Source organism: Massilia niabensis (genome assembly GCF_042655085.1).
GTDB classification, from domain to species: domain Bacteria; phylum Pseudomonadota; class Gammaproteobacteria; order Burkholderiales; family Burkholderiaceae_D; genus Telluria; species Telluria niabensis.
Map to the genome: position 1 here is coordinate 329,789 of NZ_JBHSMU010000004.1, position 16,481 is coordinate 346,269.

Genomic DNA, 16,481 nt, shown 5'->3' on the forward strand with positions numbered 1-16,481 from the left:
CATGGATGACCACCAGCTTGCCGAAACAGCCGCCCCGGCTTTCCTGCCCTTCGCCCTGCCCGACATCGGCGAGGAAGAAATTGCCGCCGTCGTCGCCTGCCTGCGCTCGGGCTGGGTGACGACCGGCCCCGCCACGCGCCGTTTCGAGGCGGCCTTTCGCGACTACCTGGGCGCCGACCTGCAGGCGATCTCGGTCAACTCGGCCACCGCCGGGCTGCATCTGGCGCTCGAGAGCCTGGGCATCGGGCCGGGCGACGAAGTCATCGTCCCTACCCTCACCTTCACCGCCACCGCGGAGGTCGTGCGCTACCTCGGGGCCAGGCCGGTGCTGGTCGATGTCGACGCCGCGACGCTGAACATGTCCCCGCAAGCAGTCGAGGCGGCCATCACTCCGCGTACCCGCGCCATCGTTCCGGTGCATTATGCCGGCATGGCCTGCGACATGGACGCCATCCTCGCCCTGGCGCGCCGGCATGGCCTGCGCGTGGTCGAGGATGCCGCGCATGCCTTCCCGACGCGCTACCGCGGCCGCCTGGTCGGCACGCTCGACAGCGACATCACCGTCTTCAGCTTTTATGCCAACAAGACCATGACCACCGGCGAAGGCGGCATGGTCGTCGTTCGCGACCCTGACCTGGCACGGCGCATCCGGCTGATGCGCCTGCACGGCATCAGCCAGGATGCCTTCGACCGTTATGTATCCAAGACCCCGGCCTGGTTCTACGAAGTCGTGGCCGCTGGCTTCAAATACAACCTGACCGACATCGCGGCGGCGATCGGTATCGAACAGTTGCGCAAAATCGACCGTTTCCTCGAGCGCCGCGCCGCGCTGGCGGCGCGCTACGACACGGCGCTGGCGGGCTTGCCGCTGGTCCTGCCGCCGCGCCCCGAGGGCGACAGCACCCACGCCTGGCACCTGTATGTGGTGCGCCTGAGCGCCGAAGCCCCGTTACAACGGGACGAGCTGATCCTGCGCCTGTCGCAGTTGGGCATCGGCACCAGCGTGCATTTTATTCCGCTGCACCGCCAGCCCTACTGGCGTGACAACTGCGCTTCCAACCCGGCCAGTTTCCCCGTAGCCGAGGCCGCCTTCGGCGCGATGCTGACCCTGCCGCTCTACACGCGCATGCAGGATGCCGACCAGGAACGTGTCATCCAGGCCCTGCAGACGCTGCTGTCATGACCAAGCGCGCCTTCGACCTGTGCGCCTCCGCCATCGGCGTCCTGCTGCTGTCGCCGCTGCTGGCGGCGATCGCGCTCTGGATCCGGCTCGACTCGAAGGGCCCGGTCCTGTTTCGCCAGGTCCGCGTCGGCCGGTACGGGGTCCCGTTCGACATCCTGAAGTTTCGCACCATGGCCGCGCAGAGCGATCCGCAGCGGCTGCTGACGGTTGGCCGGGACCCGCGCATTACCCGCGCCGGCCACTTCCTGCGCAAGTACAAGCTAGACGAATTGCCGCAGCTTTTCAACGTCCTGGCCGGCACGATGAGCCTGGTCGGACCGCGTCCCGAGGTCCCGCGCTATGTCGCCTGCTACCCGCCGCGCGAACGCGAACTGGTGCTGTCGGTGAAGCCCGGTGTCACCGACTGGGCCTCGATCCTGTACAAGGACGAAAACGCCATCCTCGGCCAGGCGCTGGACCCGGAACAGGCGTACATCGACACCATCCTGCCCACCAAGCTGGCGTACTACGTGCGCTATGTGCACGAGCGCAGTTTTTGGGTCGACCTGCGCATCCTCGTTCGTACCCTGCGCGCGATTGTACCGTAACGGGCGGCGGATGTCCTGGACCACTTTCCTCTACCTCGGCAACCTGACATTGACGTTGCCGCTGGCCAGCGCCATTGCCGCCTGGCTGCTGGCCGCGCGCCACTGGCGCGCTGCCGGGTACTGGCTGCTGTTCTTCTCCGGCGCGCTGGCGCTGGTGGGCATCAGCAAGGTGGCCTATCTGGGCTGGGGCATTGCCATTCCGGCACTGGATTTCCAGGCTCTGAGCGGCCATGCGGCAGGTGTAACGGCAGTGTTTCCGGTGCTGTTCTATGTGTTGCTGCAGGGCCGGCCAGGATTGGCGCTGGGAGCGGCGGCCGCCGGGCTGCTACTTGGGGCCGGCCTTGCCTCCGCGCTCGTCGCGACCGAAGAACACACCGCGGCAGAAGCCGGCGCCGGCTGGATGGTCGGCGCGGCTGCGGCCGCGGGCACGGTCCGGGTGGCAAAGGAGGCGCAGCCGCCACGGCCCCTGGCGGGCCTGGCGGCCGGCCTGCTGGCATTCGCGGCAACGGCGTGGGTCATGCAGGGGGCACATATCGGCTACTGGATGATCAAGCTGGCCCTGGCCCTGTCGGGTAATACGCGTCCATTTCAGTGGGGCTGTTGTAACTGAGCTGCAGTCAAGGTTAACTGAGCTGTAGCCGCGAACAGTGTTGAGACTTCTTATTGAACAGGAGAACGAACATGCGTGCCCTTTCATTTCATTGGCAGCGACAGAGCCAGCTGAGCGAGGATTCGATGCAGTCGTTGCTGATGAACCTGCTAAGAGGCATCGCTTCCCTGCAGGTCGCCGCTGCCCACCTGCGTGCCGAAATCTACCCTGGCCTGCGCGGCCTGGAAGAACCCGGGATCGGTTACATGATGCTGGCGTTTTTCACGGGCTTCGCGCACCAGGCGGTGATGGTGTTTTTCCTCATCAGCGGCTGGCTGGTCGGCGGCAGCCTGCTCAACAAGCTCGGCCAGCCGCGGGCGCTGCGCTCCTACGCGATCGACCGGGTGACCCGCCTGTGGACGGTGCTGGTGCCGACCCTGTTCATGATGCTCGGCATAGGACTGGTGATCGGCGCCGTCACCCCGGAGCCGGCCGGATTCGGCCCGGGCGCCGGCAACTTCTCGGCCGGCGCTTTTCTCGGCAACCTGCTCGGTGTGCAAACCATTTTGGTCGACAAGTTCGGCGGCAATTATCCGCTCTGGAGCCTGGCCAACGAGACCTGGTATTACATCCAGTTTCCCCTGCTGGTGCTGATCTTCACGGGTCGCGGCCTGTTGCAGCAGGCTGCCTGCGCCGTCCTCCTCGCGCTCACCGTCGCCTTCCTTCCCTTCGTCATGACCCTGTATTTCGGTATCTGGCTGCTGGGCGCGGCATTCTCGCGCATTCGTGTCGAAAGCACCTTTGGCAGCCGCATGCTCCTGCTGGCTGTCGCGATCGGGGTGTCGGTGTATTACCGGATGTACGGCATCAACGACGACATCCTGCCGGCATCGTTCGGCCAGGACCTGCTCTGTACCCTGCCGGTCGTCGTCCTGCTGGCCGCCATGCACCAGCCGATCAACCGCCACTCAGCTATCCTGCGGCGGCTGCGGGCGTTCGGCAAATGGTTGTCCGAATTTTCCTTCACACTCTACGTGCTGCACGTACCGATGATCGACCTGATGCAGCATATTGGCGCAACGCAGTTTGGCCGCAACAAGCTTGACCCGGGCAATGCCGCCGACTTTGCGATCTACTTCGGCATGCTGGCGATCCTGGTGGCCTTGGCCTACCTGTCGTATCTTGCCTTCGAGCGCAACACCTACCGCGTCCGCCGCTTTGTAAAGAAATTGCTGTTGCCGACTACAGCGAAGACGCCGGCGGCAGTCGTGCTGTCGACAAAATAGGACCCGGGAAGCCAGCTGGCACACGCGCCCGCGCCGGCTTACGGCCGCGGGCGCGTTGTACATTCACACTCGCCGGACGACACGCCTCGCGTTCCTTCGCCCCCCTTCATCGTCACCCCATGTGCTGACGAAAGCCGTCGCCGCTGCCTCGGTACAGCCACCCTCCCCCGACGCCGGTTTTACCGGTCGCACGAAATTGGATGCCGCACAACTGGACCGTCATGACACTGCTCCGGTGAGTGGTGTCCCCAGGCCGGGTCCAGCGGACCCGTTCATCAAGGTAGCCATACAGCCCTGTTCCGCTTCTCGACGCGGAACTGTTGCCGCCGTCTGGGGCTGCCGTTGGGCTGCGTTGTGGGTGTGGCTTCAGCCGCCCTGTGTCGCACAACTGGTTGCGGCAGCAGTGACCTCCTGGTCATCGTGTCCAATGAACCCAGGGCGCCGAGAGGCTAGTGCTGAGGGTGTCGCGGCGGTGTCGCTGTTGTCTCGTCGCGATGTCGTGGCGGTCTCGCTGCGGTGTCGTCGCGGTGTCGCTATGTTGCAGTGGTTGGCACCGTGGGGCTAACGCGGCCAGCGGGATGGCCTCGCCCATGTGCCTGGCGTGGATGATGCAATGCGTTCGCAACGGCGTCACCTGAGGCCTGACCCCGGTTGCCGCAGAGGGCGCCCGCCAGCCTCAGGTCACGTACCCGATCTGCGCCGCCGTGGAGCCATACTGCGAGGCAGAAGAGCCCAGCCGTATGGCCATGTCGTTGAACAGCACGCCTTGCGGCGAGATACCCGCGTGGTTGAGGCGCTTGACCGATTCATTGATCTGCCCTTCCGTGGTCATCCCTGCGCGGGCAACGATGAACACGGCGCCCACGTGGGAACCGATGATGAGGGCGTCGGCGACTGCCAGGATCGGCGGCGGATCGAGCAGGACCAGGTCGTACTGGCTGCTGACCGATTCGAGCAGCGCGCCGAAATTCAGGTGCAGCAGGAACTCGGACCGGTTCGGCGGCAGTTCCCCGGTCGGGATGAAGTCGAGGTTTTCCATCACATCGTGGTGGATGATGTCTTCCACCGGCATCGATCCGATGATCGAGCGCGACAGGCCACGCTCGCGCCCGACACCAAAATAGCGATGCAGGTGCCCGTTGCGCAAGTCGGCGTCGATCAGCAGCACCCGCTTGCCGCTCGAGGCCATGACGGCCGCGAAGTTCGCAGCGATAAACGATTTCCCGAGCGAGCGTGTCGGCCCGGCGAACATCACGATGTTGTTCTTAAAGTGCGGCATCGAGAACTGCAAGGCTGCCCGGAAGCTGCGCAGGCTTTCGACAGCCGGGTCTTCGGGCATGATCTGCGCGAGCAACGGCAGGGTCGACGTCTCACTGCGAGCCTTGCGCAGCAGCTTGTCCTGGTTGCTGCTGTGAGGGATGGACGCGTAGACGACGCGGGCATTGAGCAGCCGCTCGATCTTTTGCGGGTCGTCGATGCCGCCTTTCAAGGCCTTGCGCGCGAAGGCCAGCAGCGTGCCGAGGAACAGCCCGGTGATCACGGCCAGCGCGACAATCAGCGGGCGGTTCGGCTTGAGCGGCTTTTCCGGCGCGATCGGCGCGTCGACCAGGCGCACGTTGCTAACCCGTCCCACCGAAATCAGGCGAAGCTGCTGCGCGGTGTTCGACAGCGCCGTGTACAGGTCGGTGTTGACCTTGATATCGCGCGTCAGCCGCGCTTCGTCCTGCTCGAGCACCGGCAAGGTCTTGATGCGCGCGGCGATGTCCTCGATTTCGGCGTCGACTTCCAGGCGCTGGCGGTTGATGGCGGCAACGATCGGGTGGTCTTCCGTGAAACGCGCCAGCAACTCGGTTTTCTTCTGCATCAGGTCGATCCGGCGCGCGCGCGCCGCCGTTGCCTGCGCCAGGCTCACGCGCGCTTCCTCGCGCAGGTCGACCGTGCCATGCGAGTTGCGGAACTGGTTGTAGCGGTCTTCGGACTGTTCCAGCTGGCGCTTCAGGATCGGCAGCTGCTTGTTCAGGAAGGCCAGCGATTTTTCCGCTTCCTCGGTCTTGCGCGCCAGGTTCTGGCGCATGTATTCGCGCCCGATTTCGCTGAGCAAGGCGTTGATGCGCTTCGCGTTTTCGCCCTGCAGCTTGACTTCGATCACGCCGGACTGCTTGCCCTGCTCGGTGATCACCATGGCCGTCTGGATCGCCTGGATGGTGCCAAGGCGCGACTTGCGCTTGAGGCGAAAGCGCGCGCCGGGATTGGCGTATAGCCGGTCGACCTTGATCTCCATCATGCCTTCCGGGGTCGGCACGCGATACCGCTGGCCCACGGTGCCGTCGAAGGCAAGGCGCTGCCCGCCGCCGGAAAAATGGTAGCGGTTCACGCCGCGCGCCGTAAGGGTGAAGTCACGATTGAGCCAGCCTTCCGGCACGTCGAACACGGTGACCTCGGCCTTTTCGCCGCCCCATACATAGCCGCCGTAGCCGAACAGGCCCGGGTTCGACAGCGCCCCGTTGTTCTGGTTGGCGAACCAGAACCCCACCACCGGAAAATATTTGGGCTGCACTTCGATGTAGAGCTGCAGGTTGTCGACCGCCTGCGACACCACCATGCGCGAGCGCAGCAGTTCCATCTCGGCGATGGCCGCCTTCTTGGTTTCGAACAGCGACGACGCTTCGCTCAGGATGTTCTTCGAGGCATTCGGACTTTCTTCCTCGACGTGGATCATCAGGTTCGCCTCGTACACGGGCTTGGCGACGAGCGCATACAGCACCGCAATGAGCGTGATCAGGGCCGTGATGCCGCCGATCAGCCAGCGGCTGTCGTACAGGGTGTTGAAATGCCCCTTCAGGTCGACCGTCGGCTCGTCGGCGGCGGTGTACGAAGGACGCGGATCGAACGGGACACTGAGAATCGGCGGGCTGTGCACCACATGGGTCAGCTGATGGTGGTCGGCGGGTTTGGTCATGGCAGCTCCGGTGGCTCAGGGGCGCTTAGGGGCACTGAGGAACGCTCAGGGATGCTCGTGGGCGCTCATGGACGATTGGTGACGCCGACCGCGGACGTGAGCGCCCCGGGGAACAGCAGGCTCAGGTGACGGTTCCAGTTCGCCAGCGGCGAGGCGGCGACATAGACGACGTCCTTCGGCCGCAGTTCGAATGCCTCGGCCATCGCCAGCGAGCCGGTCAAGCGTGCATCGAGCTGGAACACGCGGGTGCGCTCGGGTGTCTTGCGCACGACATAGATCTGGCGCGCGTCGCCGCTCAGGGGACTGATGCCCCCGGTTTCGCCAAGCGCCTCGTTCAGCGTGAGGCGGCCGTTGTGCATGGTGAGCGCCCTGGGCGTGACGACTTCGCCGGAGACGAAGACCTTGCTCTCGTCGCGCGAGTGCACGCGCACCACATCCCCGGGCGCGAGCATGATGTTGCCGGGATTGATGCCCTTCTGGACGAGGTCGCGCAGGTTGATGCTGTAGCGCGTGTCGCCACGCTCGAGCGCAATACGGCTCTGGTCGGCCGTGGGCAGGATGCCACCGGCGCGGTTCAGCGCCTCGACCAGCGTCATGGGGATGTCGTTGATCGCCTGCAGGCCGGGCTGCTTCACTTCGCCGTCGATGTAGACGCGTTTGCTGCGATAGGACATCACGCGCAGGGTGATGTTCGGGTTCTGGATGTAGCGCGCCAGCTTTTGCGCCAGCAAGGCGCGCGCGCCCTCCTCGGTCAGTCCCTCGACCGGCAACAGGCCGGCAAACGGGAACTGGATCCGTCCCTGATGGTCGACGACGAAGCCCGGCTGCGGGGCATTCGCTGCGGCCGCCGCGTTGGCGCCGCCGGCGTCGGCCGCGGCGGCGGCGGCCGTCATGCCGCCGCCGGCGAGTTCGGGGTGGTCCCATACGACGATCGAGAGGACATCGCCGCGCCCGATGGCATAGGGCGGCGGATCGGAGACGAACAGCTTCGACAGGTCCTGTTCGCCCTGCTGCGCCACGGCCTGCTTCTCGGCCGCAATCAGGCGCTCCGTGATCATTTCCGTCGGTGGCGGCGGCTCCGCGGTGCCGCTGCTATCCTGGGAACGAAACTGCATACCAGTGGTGCAGCCGGCAAGAGCCAGCGCACATGCCGTGGCGGCTATGCCGCGTCGCAAAATTTCTGTTGGAAAATTCATCACCTTGCCTGTGAAATGAGCTGCCGTTATACGGCTGACCAAGTCAGCGTACGGTGTCCGGCAAGGGCGACTTTGCCGCATATCAAACGCCAAGCTCAGGCAAATTGCGCGTGCTCCCATAGGGAACTGTCGCCAGCGTTATTAATTTCCTAACGTAAAAAAAGCGGCCGGCGCATGTCCACAAGCAGCTTACGCGCCGCCGAAAACAGCGGGATACGGGCACTCAGGTCACATCGAAACCGGTGCAGGCTCGCCTGGTACGGATGCGTTCTTGGCAAGGCGTTTAGTCGAGAACCGCAAGCGCACGCTGGCAATCCGGGCGTGCGTGGACAATACTGATGGAGCCATTGCAGCTACTGAGTCCGTTGGAGGGTGTATGCATCCAGGTTTCATTTTCGCGACCGGCATCGAGAACAGCAATCCGACGATCGAAGGCGGCCGCGTTCGCATGGATGAGCTGGAGAAGTGCGGCCATTACCGCCACTGGCAGCTCGATTTCGAGCTCGTGCAGGAACTTGGCCTGCGGGTGTTGCGTTATGGCCCGCCCCTTTACCAGACCCTGCTCGGGCCGGGGCGTTTCGATTGGGAGTTTGCCGACCTGGCATTCCAGGACCTGCTGCGCCGCAATATCGCGCCGATCGTGGACCTGTGCCATTTCGGCGTGCCCGACTGGATCGGCAATTTCCAGAACCCGGATTTTCCCGAACTCTTCGCAGCCTATGCGGCCGCGTTTGCCCGGCGTTATCCATGGGTGCAGATGTACACGCCCATCAACGAAATGTGGATTTGCGCCGTTTTTTCAACGCTCTACGGGTGGTGGAATGAACAGCTGCGCTCGGATGCCGCCTTCGTGACTGCCATCAAACACCTGGTCAAGGCCAATATCTTGGCGATGCATGCGATCCTGAAGGTGCGTCCCGATGCCTTGTTCATCCAGAGCGAATCGACCGAATACTTCCATGCCGAGTCACCCGATGCCATCGGTCCCGCCGAGCTCAACAACGCGCGCCGTTTCCTCGCGCTCGACCTGAATTACGGGCGCCGCGTGGATTCCGACATGTATGAATACCTGCTCGACAATGGCATGAAGCGCGAGGAATACCACTTTTTCCTCCAGCACAACCTGAAGCACCACTGCATCATGGGCAACGACTACTACCAGACCAATGAGCATTACGTCGCGGCAGACGGGATGACGCGCGCCGCCGGCGAAATCTTTGGCTACGCAGTCATTACCCACCAGTATTACAACCGCTACCGGTTGCCGGTGATGCACACGGAAACCAACCTGTGCCAGGGCCCGCGCGGCGACGAGGCGGTGTATTGGCTGAAGAAGGAGTGGGCGAACGTGCTGCGGGTGCGTAACAACGGGGTGCCGCTGATCGGCTTTACCTGGTATTCACTGACCGACCAGGTCGACTGGGACAGCGCCCTGCGCGTCAACAACGGCAATGTCAACGCACTCGGCCTGTTCGACCTCGATCGCAGGATCCGCCCGGTGGGCGCCGCCTACCGGGAACTCGTCAGGGCATGGGAAGCCGTACTGCCGACCAAGAGCATCTGCCTGCAGGTGCCGGTCGTGATGCCCCATGAATTCGGCGGCGAGATCACGTCGATCGATCCCGAGTCACCCGCCAGTGGGGCAATCCAGGGGTAGCCTTCAGCGCTTGCGCGGCGTGAACGTATAGGTGTCGCCGTGCGCCAGGTACACCACGCTGTCGTCGAGGCCGGCCGCTTTTACCTCGCGGGCGAAATCAGCGAGCGGCGACTTGAACACGTCGTAATCGTTGTAGTGGATCGGGATGGCTTTCTTGGGCTTGATGATGTGCATCATCTGGACCCCATCCTTGCCGTCCATCGTCACCTTGAACACGCCAAGGATGCGGGTGCCGCCCAGGTGCAGCAGGGCCAGGTCGATGCCGGGGAAGCGTTGCGGAATACTGCGGATGTCGTCATAGACGAGCGTGTCGCCACTGATATACATGCGGTAATCCGGCGTGTCGGCATTCGCACCGAAGTCGAGCACGCTGCCCATCACTTTCGGCAGCAAGACCGACACGCCGGCGGCCCCGTGGCGCCCCGGCACCGAGGTCACGCGCAGGCGGGTGCTGCCCTTGGACACTTCCAGCCGGTCCCATTCGCTCAGGACAAAGCGCTGCTTGAAGCCGAGGCGCTTGAGCGCTTCGCCGGCCTCGCGTGTCGACACGATCGGCGTGTTGCGGTTCAGCCGTTCCTGCACCAGCTTGTCGAAATGGTCGTCGTGCATGTGCGACAGGATCACCAGATCAATCGGCGGCAGCTTGTCGAATTCGATGGCGGGATTGGTCTGGCGCTGCGAGGTCAGGCCGTAGCCGAGGTGGACGTGGTCGCCCTTGTGCAGGAAATTCGGGTCGGTCAGGATGGTCAGGCCCGCGTAGCGGATCAGCACCGTGGCTGTGCCGATGAACTGTACCGTGCCGGAATCGGCAGTAGCGGCCGTTTCATTCCCCGCCAGCTTGAGCGTAAAGGTGTCGCCTTGCGGGACCGCCTGCGCCAGGGCCGTGCCCACGGACGACATACCGAGCGCGACAAACAGTGCCGCGCCTCCCAGCCAACGATGAACACGCATACACGCTCCGTAATGGTCGAACCCGCCTCACGGGGGCTTCTTTGATGTCAGAAGATTATCATGCACATCAGGTCGAGGGTCGTACGTTTGCAAACAGACAACCAAGATGAAGCGCCACCGCGCCGGCCCTGTCCCCTGCCCCCTAAAATGCCTGCGCCAGGCGGGGCGGCGGCGATATACTTGTCGCGGTTTGCAACTTGATCAACTCCAGAACGCTCATGCGAATGCCCATGCCCCCGATCCGACGCCCCCTGCACTACGCCATCCACACCCTGCTCGGCCTGTCCCTTGCCCTCCCCCTCGCTTGCAGCGCCGCCGCCGTACCGCCGGAGGCTGCGCCTGTGCTCGAGCGCATCTCGGCCGCCTCGATGCGCGGCAACCTGTCTTTCCTGGCCTCGGACGCGCTCGAAGGCCGCGGAACGCCCTCGCGCGGCCTCGACATCGCGGCCGAGTTCATCGCATCGCAATTTCGTGGCGCCGGGCTCGAGCCACTCGGGGACGATGGCTATTTCCAGACGGCGGACTGGAACCTGATCGATCCGAAGCGCAACAAGAAAGACAGCAAAACGGCCGCGCCCGCGCAGGCGGCGGTAAAAGTGCGCAACGTGGTGGGCATCCTGCGCGGCTCGGACCCGGTGCTGAAGGACACCTACATCCTGGTCACGGCGCACTACGATCACGTGGGCCTGAAGCCCGGCCATGGCGACGGCATCTTCAACGGCGCCAACGACGACGGCAGCGGTACGGTGTCGGTCATCGAACTGGCCAAAGCCTTTGCGTCCAATAAAGTCCGGCCCAAGCGCAGCATCGTGTTCATGACCGTCTTTGGCGAGGAACACGGGCTGGTGGGGTCGCGCTATTACGGCGCCCATCCCTTGGTACCGATCGAGAAGACGATCGCCGGCATCAATCTCGAACAGGTCGGCCGTACCGACGACAACGAAGGACCGCAACAGCGCGCGTTCGGCGTCACCGGTTTCGATTTCTCCGATGTGGGCGCGATCCTGAAGGCGGCGGGAGACGACACCGGCATCCGCGTCTGGAAGCACCCGGTCAACAGCGACAAGTATTTCGCGCACAGCGACAACCAGGCGCTGGCCGACCAAGGCATTCCCTCCCACACGGTCAGCGTGGCCTATGCCTTCCCCGACTACCACGGCGCGGGCGACCACTGGGACAAGATCGACTACGACAACATGGCGCTGGTCGACCGCACCGTGGCACTGGCGATCTGGAAGATTGCCAACGCCACGAACACGCCGAAATGGAACGTGCAGAATCCAAAAGCGGCGAAATACCTGGGAATCTGGCAGCAACGCAGCATGAAGTAACCAGAACCATGAAGTCCGGTTGCGGGCACCTTCCGGTGTCCGCAACCACAATTTCGCCGATCTGCGACTTGGCGAACGGAACAAATCCTCGCAGCCGTTGAAAATCAAGAAAATTTCAACGCGAGGCCCGGATGACCATAGTGCGACTTTCCTTTACGACCGAGGTACCGGCATCCGTCGAGGATGTCTGGACCTGGTCGACTTCCATTCGGGGCATCAAGCTGGAAATGTGGCCTATCCTGAAGATCACCTTCCCGAAGGGAATGACGGGGATCGACAAGGACACGACCCTCGCCAAACCGCTGTGCCGCTGCCAGTTCCTTCTGCTGGGGCTGGTTCCGATCGACATGTCCAAACTGACCTTCGTGGAGTTCGATCCCGGTCACCGCTTCGTCGAGCAGTCCCCGCTCCTGTCGATGCGCTCCTGGCGCCATGAGCGCATCGTGACGCCGTCAGAAGGTGCAATCGCGGGCGCACCCGGCACGGTCGTGACCGACAACCTGGAGTTCTCGCCCCGCTTCGGGGCGCCGATGGTGCGCTTCTTCGTCAGGAAGTTCTTCGAGCACCGGCATGCGGTGCTGGCGCGCACGTTCGCCAGGAGAACGCTGCGAGCCGGCCGCACGGACAAGTGATGCGCTGACACGGACAGCCCATCCATTGTCATCCTCCTCAACCGAACTTCACCAGATTCAGCGCCGTCAAGGCCCCGCCCGGGAACTGGGCCAGGCGTCCGCCATCCGCCAGGCCGCCGAGGTCGATTGCCGCGAAACCGAGGCGGCCGGCCAGCTGGACTACCTCGCCCTTGGCCTGGAGGTCATCGCCGGCCAGGAACAGCACCCGCTGCCCGCCCTCGGCGCGCGGGTCGCCCGTCAGCAGTGCCGGCGGCAGGTGGTTGAAACCCTTGACCACGCGCGCCCTCGGCGCCAAGCCGGCCACCACTTCGCTCGAGGACAGTCCTCCCAAATCGAAGGGACGGAAGGCCGGCGCCTCGATCGGGTTATTGGTATCGACCAGGATGCGCCCTTCCCAAGGCCCGAGTCCGTCGAGCGCGGCAGGGATCCTGGACCAGTTCACGGCCAGGAACACCAGGTCGGCCTGCGCGGCCTGCGCCACCGTCGCTGCCCTGACGCGAGGACCGAGCTCGGCCATCAGTCCGGCCAGCGATGCCGGCCCGCGGCTGTTTGCGATGGATACCTCGATGCCGGCGCGGGACAGCACCCGTGCGATAGCGGTGCCGATGGCGCCCGCACCAATAATGCCGATGTTCATAATGTTTTCCTCGTAGCGAAATGGGATCAAGCGGATCAGGCGGTAAATCCGCCGTCGACCAGCAGCTCGGCGCCGCTCACGAAGGATGCTTCCTCGGACACCAGGTAGGCAACGGCTGCCGCGATATCGCTGCCCGTGCCATAACGGCCGACCGCAATGCCGGGCTTGACGAAGTCGGCGACCGCGCCCTCGGCGGGGTTCATGTCGCTATCTGTGGGACCCGGGTGGACGGTATTGACGGTGATGCCCTTGGGGCCGAGGTCGCGCACCAGGCCGCGGGTGAAGCCGGCCACCGCGCCCTTGGTCAGGGTGTAGGCCGAGGCCGTCGGGAAGGCGGCGTACTGCACCATCGAACTGCCGATGTGGACGATGCGCCCGCCTGCGCCCATATGGCGCAGGGCTTCCTGGGTGGCGACGAAGACACCGGTCACGTTGACCGCCAGGATGCGCTCGAAATCCTCGAAGGCGATATCGGTCGGCGCGCCCAGCACGCTGATGCCGGCATTGTTCACCAGGATATCGATACGGCCGAAGCGCTCGGCGACGGCTGCCACCGCCGCCCGCACGGCGGCCGGGTTGCCGGCGTCGGCCTGCAGCGCGAGGGCCTTGCCGCCGGCCGCTTCGATGGCGGCGACGACCTGCCCTGCTTTCTCGGGCGAGGCGTTGTAGGTGATAACGACGGTGGCGCCTTCGCGGGCCAGGCGCTTGGCAATCGCGGCGCCGATTGAACGGCTGGCGCCGGTGACGATCGCGATTTTGTCCTGCAGTTTTTTGTTGGTGTGCATGATGCTTCCTTGTCGTGGTGTGTGGTTGATGGAAGCAGTATGCGTGGCCGCAGCATCAAGCGGTACTCACAAGGATCTATAATCACTTTCAAGTAAATGTTGAAGCTTAGCGCCATGGAAACCCTATCGAATCTCGAATCGTTTGTACGTAGCGCAGAATCATCCAGCTTCTCGGCTGCTGCCCGGCGCCTCGCCCTGACCCCGGCGGCCGTCAGCCGCAATGTGGCCCAGCTGGAGCGCAACCTGGGTGTGCGCCTGTTCCAGCGCAGTACGCGGGGTCTGAAGCTGACCGAAGCAGGCGAGCGCTTCCTGGCGACAGTCGGGGCGGGACTCGACACGATCCAGGGCGCAATCGCGGACCTCACAACCCGTGCCGGCCAGCCCGCGGGCAGCCTGAAGCTCAATGCGCCGCACCGTTTCGGATGCGAGTACCTGCTCCCGCTGATGCCGGCCTTCATCGAACGCTACCCGGCGGTGCAACCGGACTGGCACTTCGATAACCGCCAGGTTGACCTGATCAAGGGAGGCTTCGATGCAGCAGTCGGTGGCGGCTTCGAGCTGCGCCCGGGCTTGGTCGCGCGTGAGCTGGCACCTTTGCATGTCGTCGTGGTGGCGACGCGACAATTCCTGCGCGGGCGGCCACTTCCGGCTACGCCTGCCGATCTGCGCGAATTTGATAGCGTGGCGATGCGCTCGGTATTCAGCGGCCGCGTCATCGAGCGGACGCTGCGCCATGCCTCCGGCCGGTCCGAGCTCGCAGAGACGCGGGTACGTATGACGGTCAACGATCCTGAGGCTGTCCTGAGGGGTGTCCTGATGCACTTGGGGATCGGCCTGCTGGCGATGCCCGACGTGGTGGACCGGCTGGAGAGCGGCGCGCTGGTCAGGGTACTGCCGGACTGGCATCAGGATCTTGGTGCGATCTCGCTGTATTTCACCAGCCAGAAGCTACTGCCGGCCAAGACCCGTGCCCTTGTGGACTTCGTGACGGAACAGTTTCGCGCCCAGGGCCTGGCGCAGCGTTTCAGCGCCGCGTAGAGGCTGGACGTGCAAACTTATCGATCTGATTGGCCTGCCCAGTAGGAATCGAACCTACGACCCTCAGCTTAGAAGGCTGATGCTCTATCCAACTGAGCTATGGGCAGTCGATGCCCGTGGAATCGCGGGCAGAAATGAAAACGGGCCGTCGAAGACGGCCCGTTTATAAAACTGGTCGGAGTACAAGGATTCGAACCTTGGACCCCCTGGTCCCAAACCAGGTGCGCTACCGGGCTGCGCTACACTCCGAATACCCTGATGATACTACCCCGGCGCGCGCGCGTCAATGTGCACGCGCCTTGCTCAGGCCGCCAGCTTGTCGGCGATGCGGCGCGCCATGCTTTCGGCCATTTCCGCGTTCTTGGCTTCGACCATCACCCGGATCAGCGGCTCGGTGCCGGAGGCGCGGATCAGGACGCGGCCGGCGTCGCCGAGTTCGCGCTCGACCGCCTCTTTCTCCGCAACCATCGCCGAGTCGCGAGTCCAGTCAAAACCGGGCGCGACGCGCTTGTTGATCAGGGTTTGCGGGTACAGCGTCAGCTCGCTGCAGCACGCTTCCAGCGACTTGCCGCTGCGCTTGAGCGCGGACAGTACCTGCAGCGCCGAGACAATGCCGTCGCCCGTGGTGTGCTTGTCGAGGGCCAGCAGGTGGCCGGAACCTTCGCCGCCGAACAGCCAGCCGCGCTCCTGCATCACTTCCAGCACGTAGCGGTCGCCGACCTTGGCGCGTGCGAAGCCGATGCCCAGTTCCTTGAACGCCACTTCCAGCGCCATGTTGGTCATCAGGGTGCCGACGGCGCCGGCGACCGGACCGGTCGACATGCGGTCGCGCACCATCACGTACAGCAGCTCGTCGCCATTGTAGACGCGGCCGGTGGCGTCGACCATGATCAGGCGGTCGGCGTCGCCGTCAAGCGCGATGCCGAGGTCGGCCTTGTGCTCGACCACGGCGGCGGACAAGGCTTTCGGCGCGGTGGCGCCAAAGCCGGCGTTGATGTTGAAACCGTCCGGCGTGGCGCCGATCGAGATCACTTCAGCGCCAAGCTCGTGGAACACGTGCGGTGCGATGTTGTAGGCGGCGCCGTGCGCGCTGTCGACGACGATCTTCAGGCCGCGCAGGTCCAGTTCGTTCGGGAAGGTGCTCTTGCAGAATTCGATGTAGCGGCCCTGGGCGTCGCGCAGGCGCGTTGCACGGCCGAGCTTGTCCGACGAGACGCAGTCCATCGGCTGGTCGATCGCTTCTTCGATCGACAGTTCGACGCTGTCCGGCAGCTTGGTGCCGTGCTCGGAAAAGAACTTGATGCCGTTGTCCTGGAAAGGATTGTGCGATGCCGAAATCACGACACCGGCCTGCAGGCGCAGCGCACGCGTCAGGTAGGCGATCGCCGGGGTCGGCATCGGACCTGCCAGCATCACGTCGACGCCGGCGGCCGAAAAGCCTGCTTCCAGCGCCGCTTCCAGCATATAGCCGGAAATGCGCGTGTCCTTGCCGATCAGGACCGTCGGACGGATGCCCGTGGCGTTGTCCTTGGCCAGCACCCTGCCGGCCGCATAACCGAGGCGCATCACGAAATCAGGCGTGATGGGCGACATGCCAACCTGACCACGAATGCCATCCGTACCGAAATATTTACGTGCCATGCTTCTTCT

At 64.2% G+C, this 16,481-nt stretch carries 14 protein-coding genes and 2 tRNA genes; 8 read left to right on the forward strand and 8 right to left on the reverse strand.

What is annotated here, in order from left to right; genetic code table 11:
* The first annotated feature begins 1 nt into the window (after window position 1).
* From ACFPN5_RS04130 to ACFPN5_RS04145, 4 genes are all read left to right on the forward strand, one after another.
* Window positions 2–1,183, forward strand: coding sequence for a DegT/DnrJ/EryC1/StrS family aminotransferase (locus ACFPN5_RS04130; RefSeq protein WP_379780391.1), 1,182 nt, complete (start codon window positions 2–4; stop codon window positions 1,181–1,183).
* Entirely contained in the window at window positions 1,180–1,770 is a 591-nt protein-coding gene (locus ACFPN5_RS04135) for a sugar transferase (protein ID WP_379780393.1), read from the forward strand. The genes ACFPN5_RS04130 and ACFPN5_RS04135 overlap by 4 nt, the downstream gene beginning before the upstream one ends.
* Before the next feature lie 10 nt (window positions 1,771–1,780).
* Window positions 1,781–2,380: a phosphatase PAP2 family protein gene (locus tag ACFPN5_RS04140; protein ID WP_379780395.1), complete on the forward strand. Its 600-nt coding sequence runs from the start codon at window positions 1,781–1,783 to the stop codon at window positions 2,378–2,380.
* 71 nt (window positions 2,381–2,451) lie between these two features.
* Window positions 2,452–3,645, forward strand: coding sequence for an acyltransferase family protein (locus tag ACFPN5_RS04145; protein ID WP_379780397.1), 1,194 nt, complete (start codon window positions 2,452–2,454; stop codon window positions 3,643–3,645).
* A 676-nt stretch (window positions 3,646–4,321) separates the two neighbouring features.
* Here ACFPN5_RS04145 and ACFPN5_RS04150 read toward each other — a convergent pair.
* Both ACFPN5_RS04150 and ACFPN5_RS04155 read right to left on the reverse strand, forming a co-directional pair.
* Window positions 4,322–6,604 carry a polysaccharide biosynthesis tyrosine autokinase gene (locus ACFPN5_RS04150; RefSeq protein ID WP_379780399.1) on the reverse strand — a complete coding sequence of 761 codons (2,283 nt, stop codon included), beginning with the start codon at window positions 6,602–6,604 and terminating at the stop codon, window positions 4,322–4,324.
* A gap of 65 nt (window positions 6,605–6,669) precedes the next feature.
* Complete coding sequence (locus ACFPN5_RS04155; RefSeq protein WP_379780401.1) at window positions 6,670–7,719, reverse strand: polysaccharide biosynthesis/export family protein; 1,050 nt, start codon at window positions 7,717–7,719, stop codon at window positions 6,670–6,672.
* Window positions 7,720–8,176: 457 nt separating this feature from the next.
* Here ACFPN5_RS04155 and ACFPN5_RS04160 point away from each other — a divergent pair, with 457 nt between their 5' ends.
* Complete coding sequence (locus ACFPN5_RS04160; protein ID WP_379780403.1) at window positions 8,177–9,457, forward strand: family 1 glycosylhydrolase; 1,281 nt, start codon at window positions 8,177–8,179, stop codon at window positions 9,455–9,457.
* A 3-nt stretch (window positions 9,458–9,460) separates the two neighbouring features.
* Here the strand turns inward: ACFPN5_RS04160 and ACFPN5_RS04165 are convergent, their stop codons facing one another.
* On the reverse strand, window positions 9,461–10,408 hold the full coding sequence (locus ACFPN5_RS04165) for an MBL fold metallo-hydrolase (RefSeq protein WP_379780405.1): 948 nt from the start codon (window positions 10,406–10,408) through the stop codon (window positions 9,461–9,463).
* Window positions 10,409–10,638: 230 nt separating this feature from the next.
* Here ACFPN5_RS04165 and ACFPN5_RS04170 point away from each other — a divergent pair, with 230 nt between their 5' ends.
* On the forward strand, window positions 10,639–11,739 hold the full coding sequence (locus tag ACFPN5_RS04170) for a M28 family peptidase (protein ID WP_379780407.1): 1,101 nt from the start codon (window positions 10,639–10,641) through the stop codon (window positions 11,737–11,739).
* A 140-nt stretch (window positions 11,740–11,879) separates the two neighbouring features.
* Window positions 11,880–12,371 (forward strand): hypothetical protein, encoded by a 492-nt coding sequence (locus ACFPN5_RS04175; protein WP_379780409.1) that lies wholly within the window; start codon window positions 11,880–11,882, stop codon window positions 12,369–12,371.
* Window positions 12,372–12,408: 37 nt separating this feature from the next.
* On the opposite strand, the gene ACFPN5_RS04180 is transcribed toward ACFPN5_RS04175, so the two are convergent.
* Both ACFPN5_RS04180 and ACFPN5_RS04185 read right to left on the reverse strand, forming a co-directional pair.
* A complete protein-coding gene (locus ACFPN5_RS04180) occupies window positions 12,409–13,008 on the reverse strand; it encodes an NADPH-dependent F420 reductase (RefSeq protein WP_379780411.1) in 600 nt (199 codons plus the stop codon).
* 35 nt (window positions 13,009–13,043) lie between these two features.
* The gene (locus tag ACFPN5_RS04185) at window positions 13,044–13,793 is read right to left on the reverse strand and encodes an SDR family oxidoreductase (RefSeq protein ID WP_379780413.1); all 750 of its coding nucleotides are present in this window, start codon (window positions 13,791–13,793) and stop codon (window positions 13,044–13,046) included.
* A 114-nt stretch (window positions 13,794–13,907) separates the two neighbouring features.
* Between ACFPN5_RS04185 and ACFPN5_RS04190 the strand changes: the two genes are divergently transcribed.
* Window positions 13,908–14,831 carry a LysR family transcriptional regulator gene (locus ACFPN5_RS04190; RefSeq protein ID WP_379780415.1) on the forward strand — a complete coding sequence of 308 codons (924 nt, stop codon included), beginning with the start codon at window positions 13,908–13,910 and terminating at the stop codon, window positions 14,829–14,831.
* A gap of 30 nt (window positions 14,832–14,861) precedes the next feature.
* On the opposite strand, the gene ACFPN5_RS04195 is transcribed toward ACFPN5_RS04190, so the two are convergent.
* The 3 genes from ACFPN5_RS04195 to glmM all read right to left on the reverse strand — a co-directional run bounded on the left by ACFPN5_RS04195 (window position 14,862) and on the right by glmM (window position 16,472).
* A tRNA-Arg gene (locus ACFPN5_RS04195) sits at window positions 14,862–14,938 on the reverse strand.
* A gap of 65 nt (window positions 14,939–15,003) precedes the next feature.
* Window positions 15,004–15,080 (reverse strand) — tRNA-Pro (locus ACFPN5_RS04200).
* 54 nt (window positions 15,081–15,134) lie between these two features.
* Window positions 15,135–16,472: a phosphoglucosamine mutase gene (gene glmM, locus ACFPN5_RS04205; RefSeq protein WP_379780417.1), complete on the reverse strand. Its 1,338-nt coding sequence runs from the start codon at window positions 16,470–16,472 to the stop codon at window positions 15,135–15,137.
* Window positions 16,473–16,481: the final 9 nt, after the last annotated feature.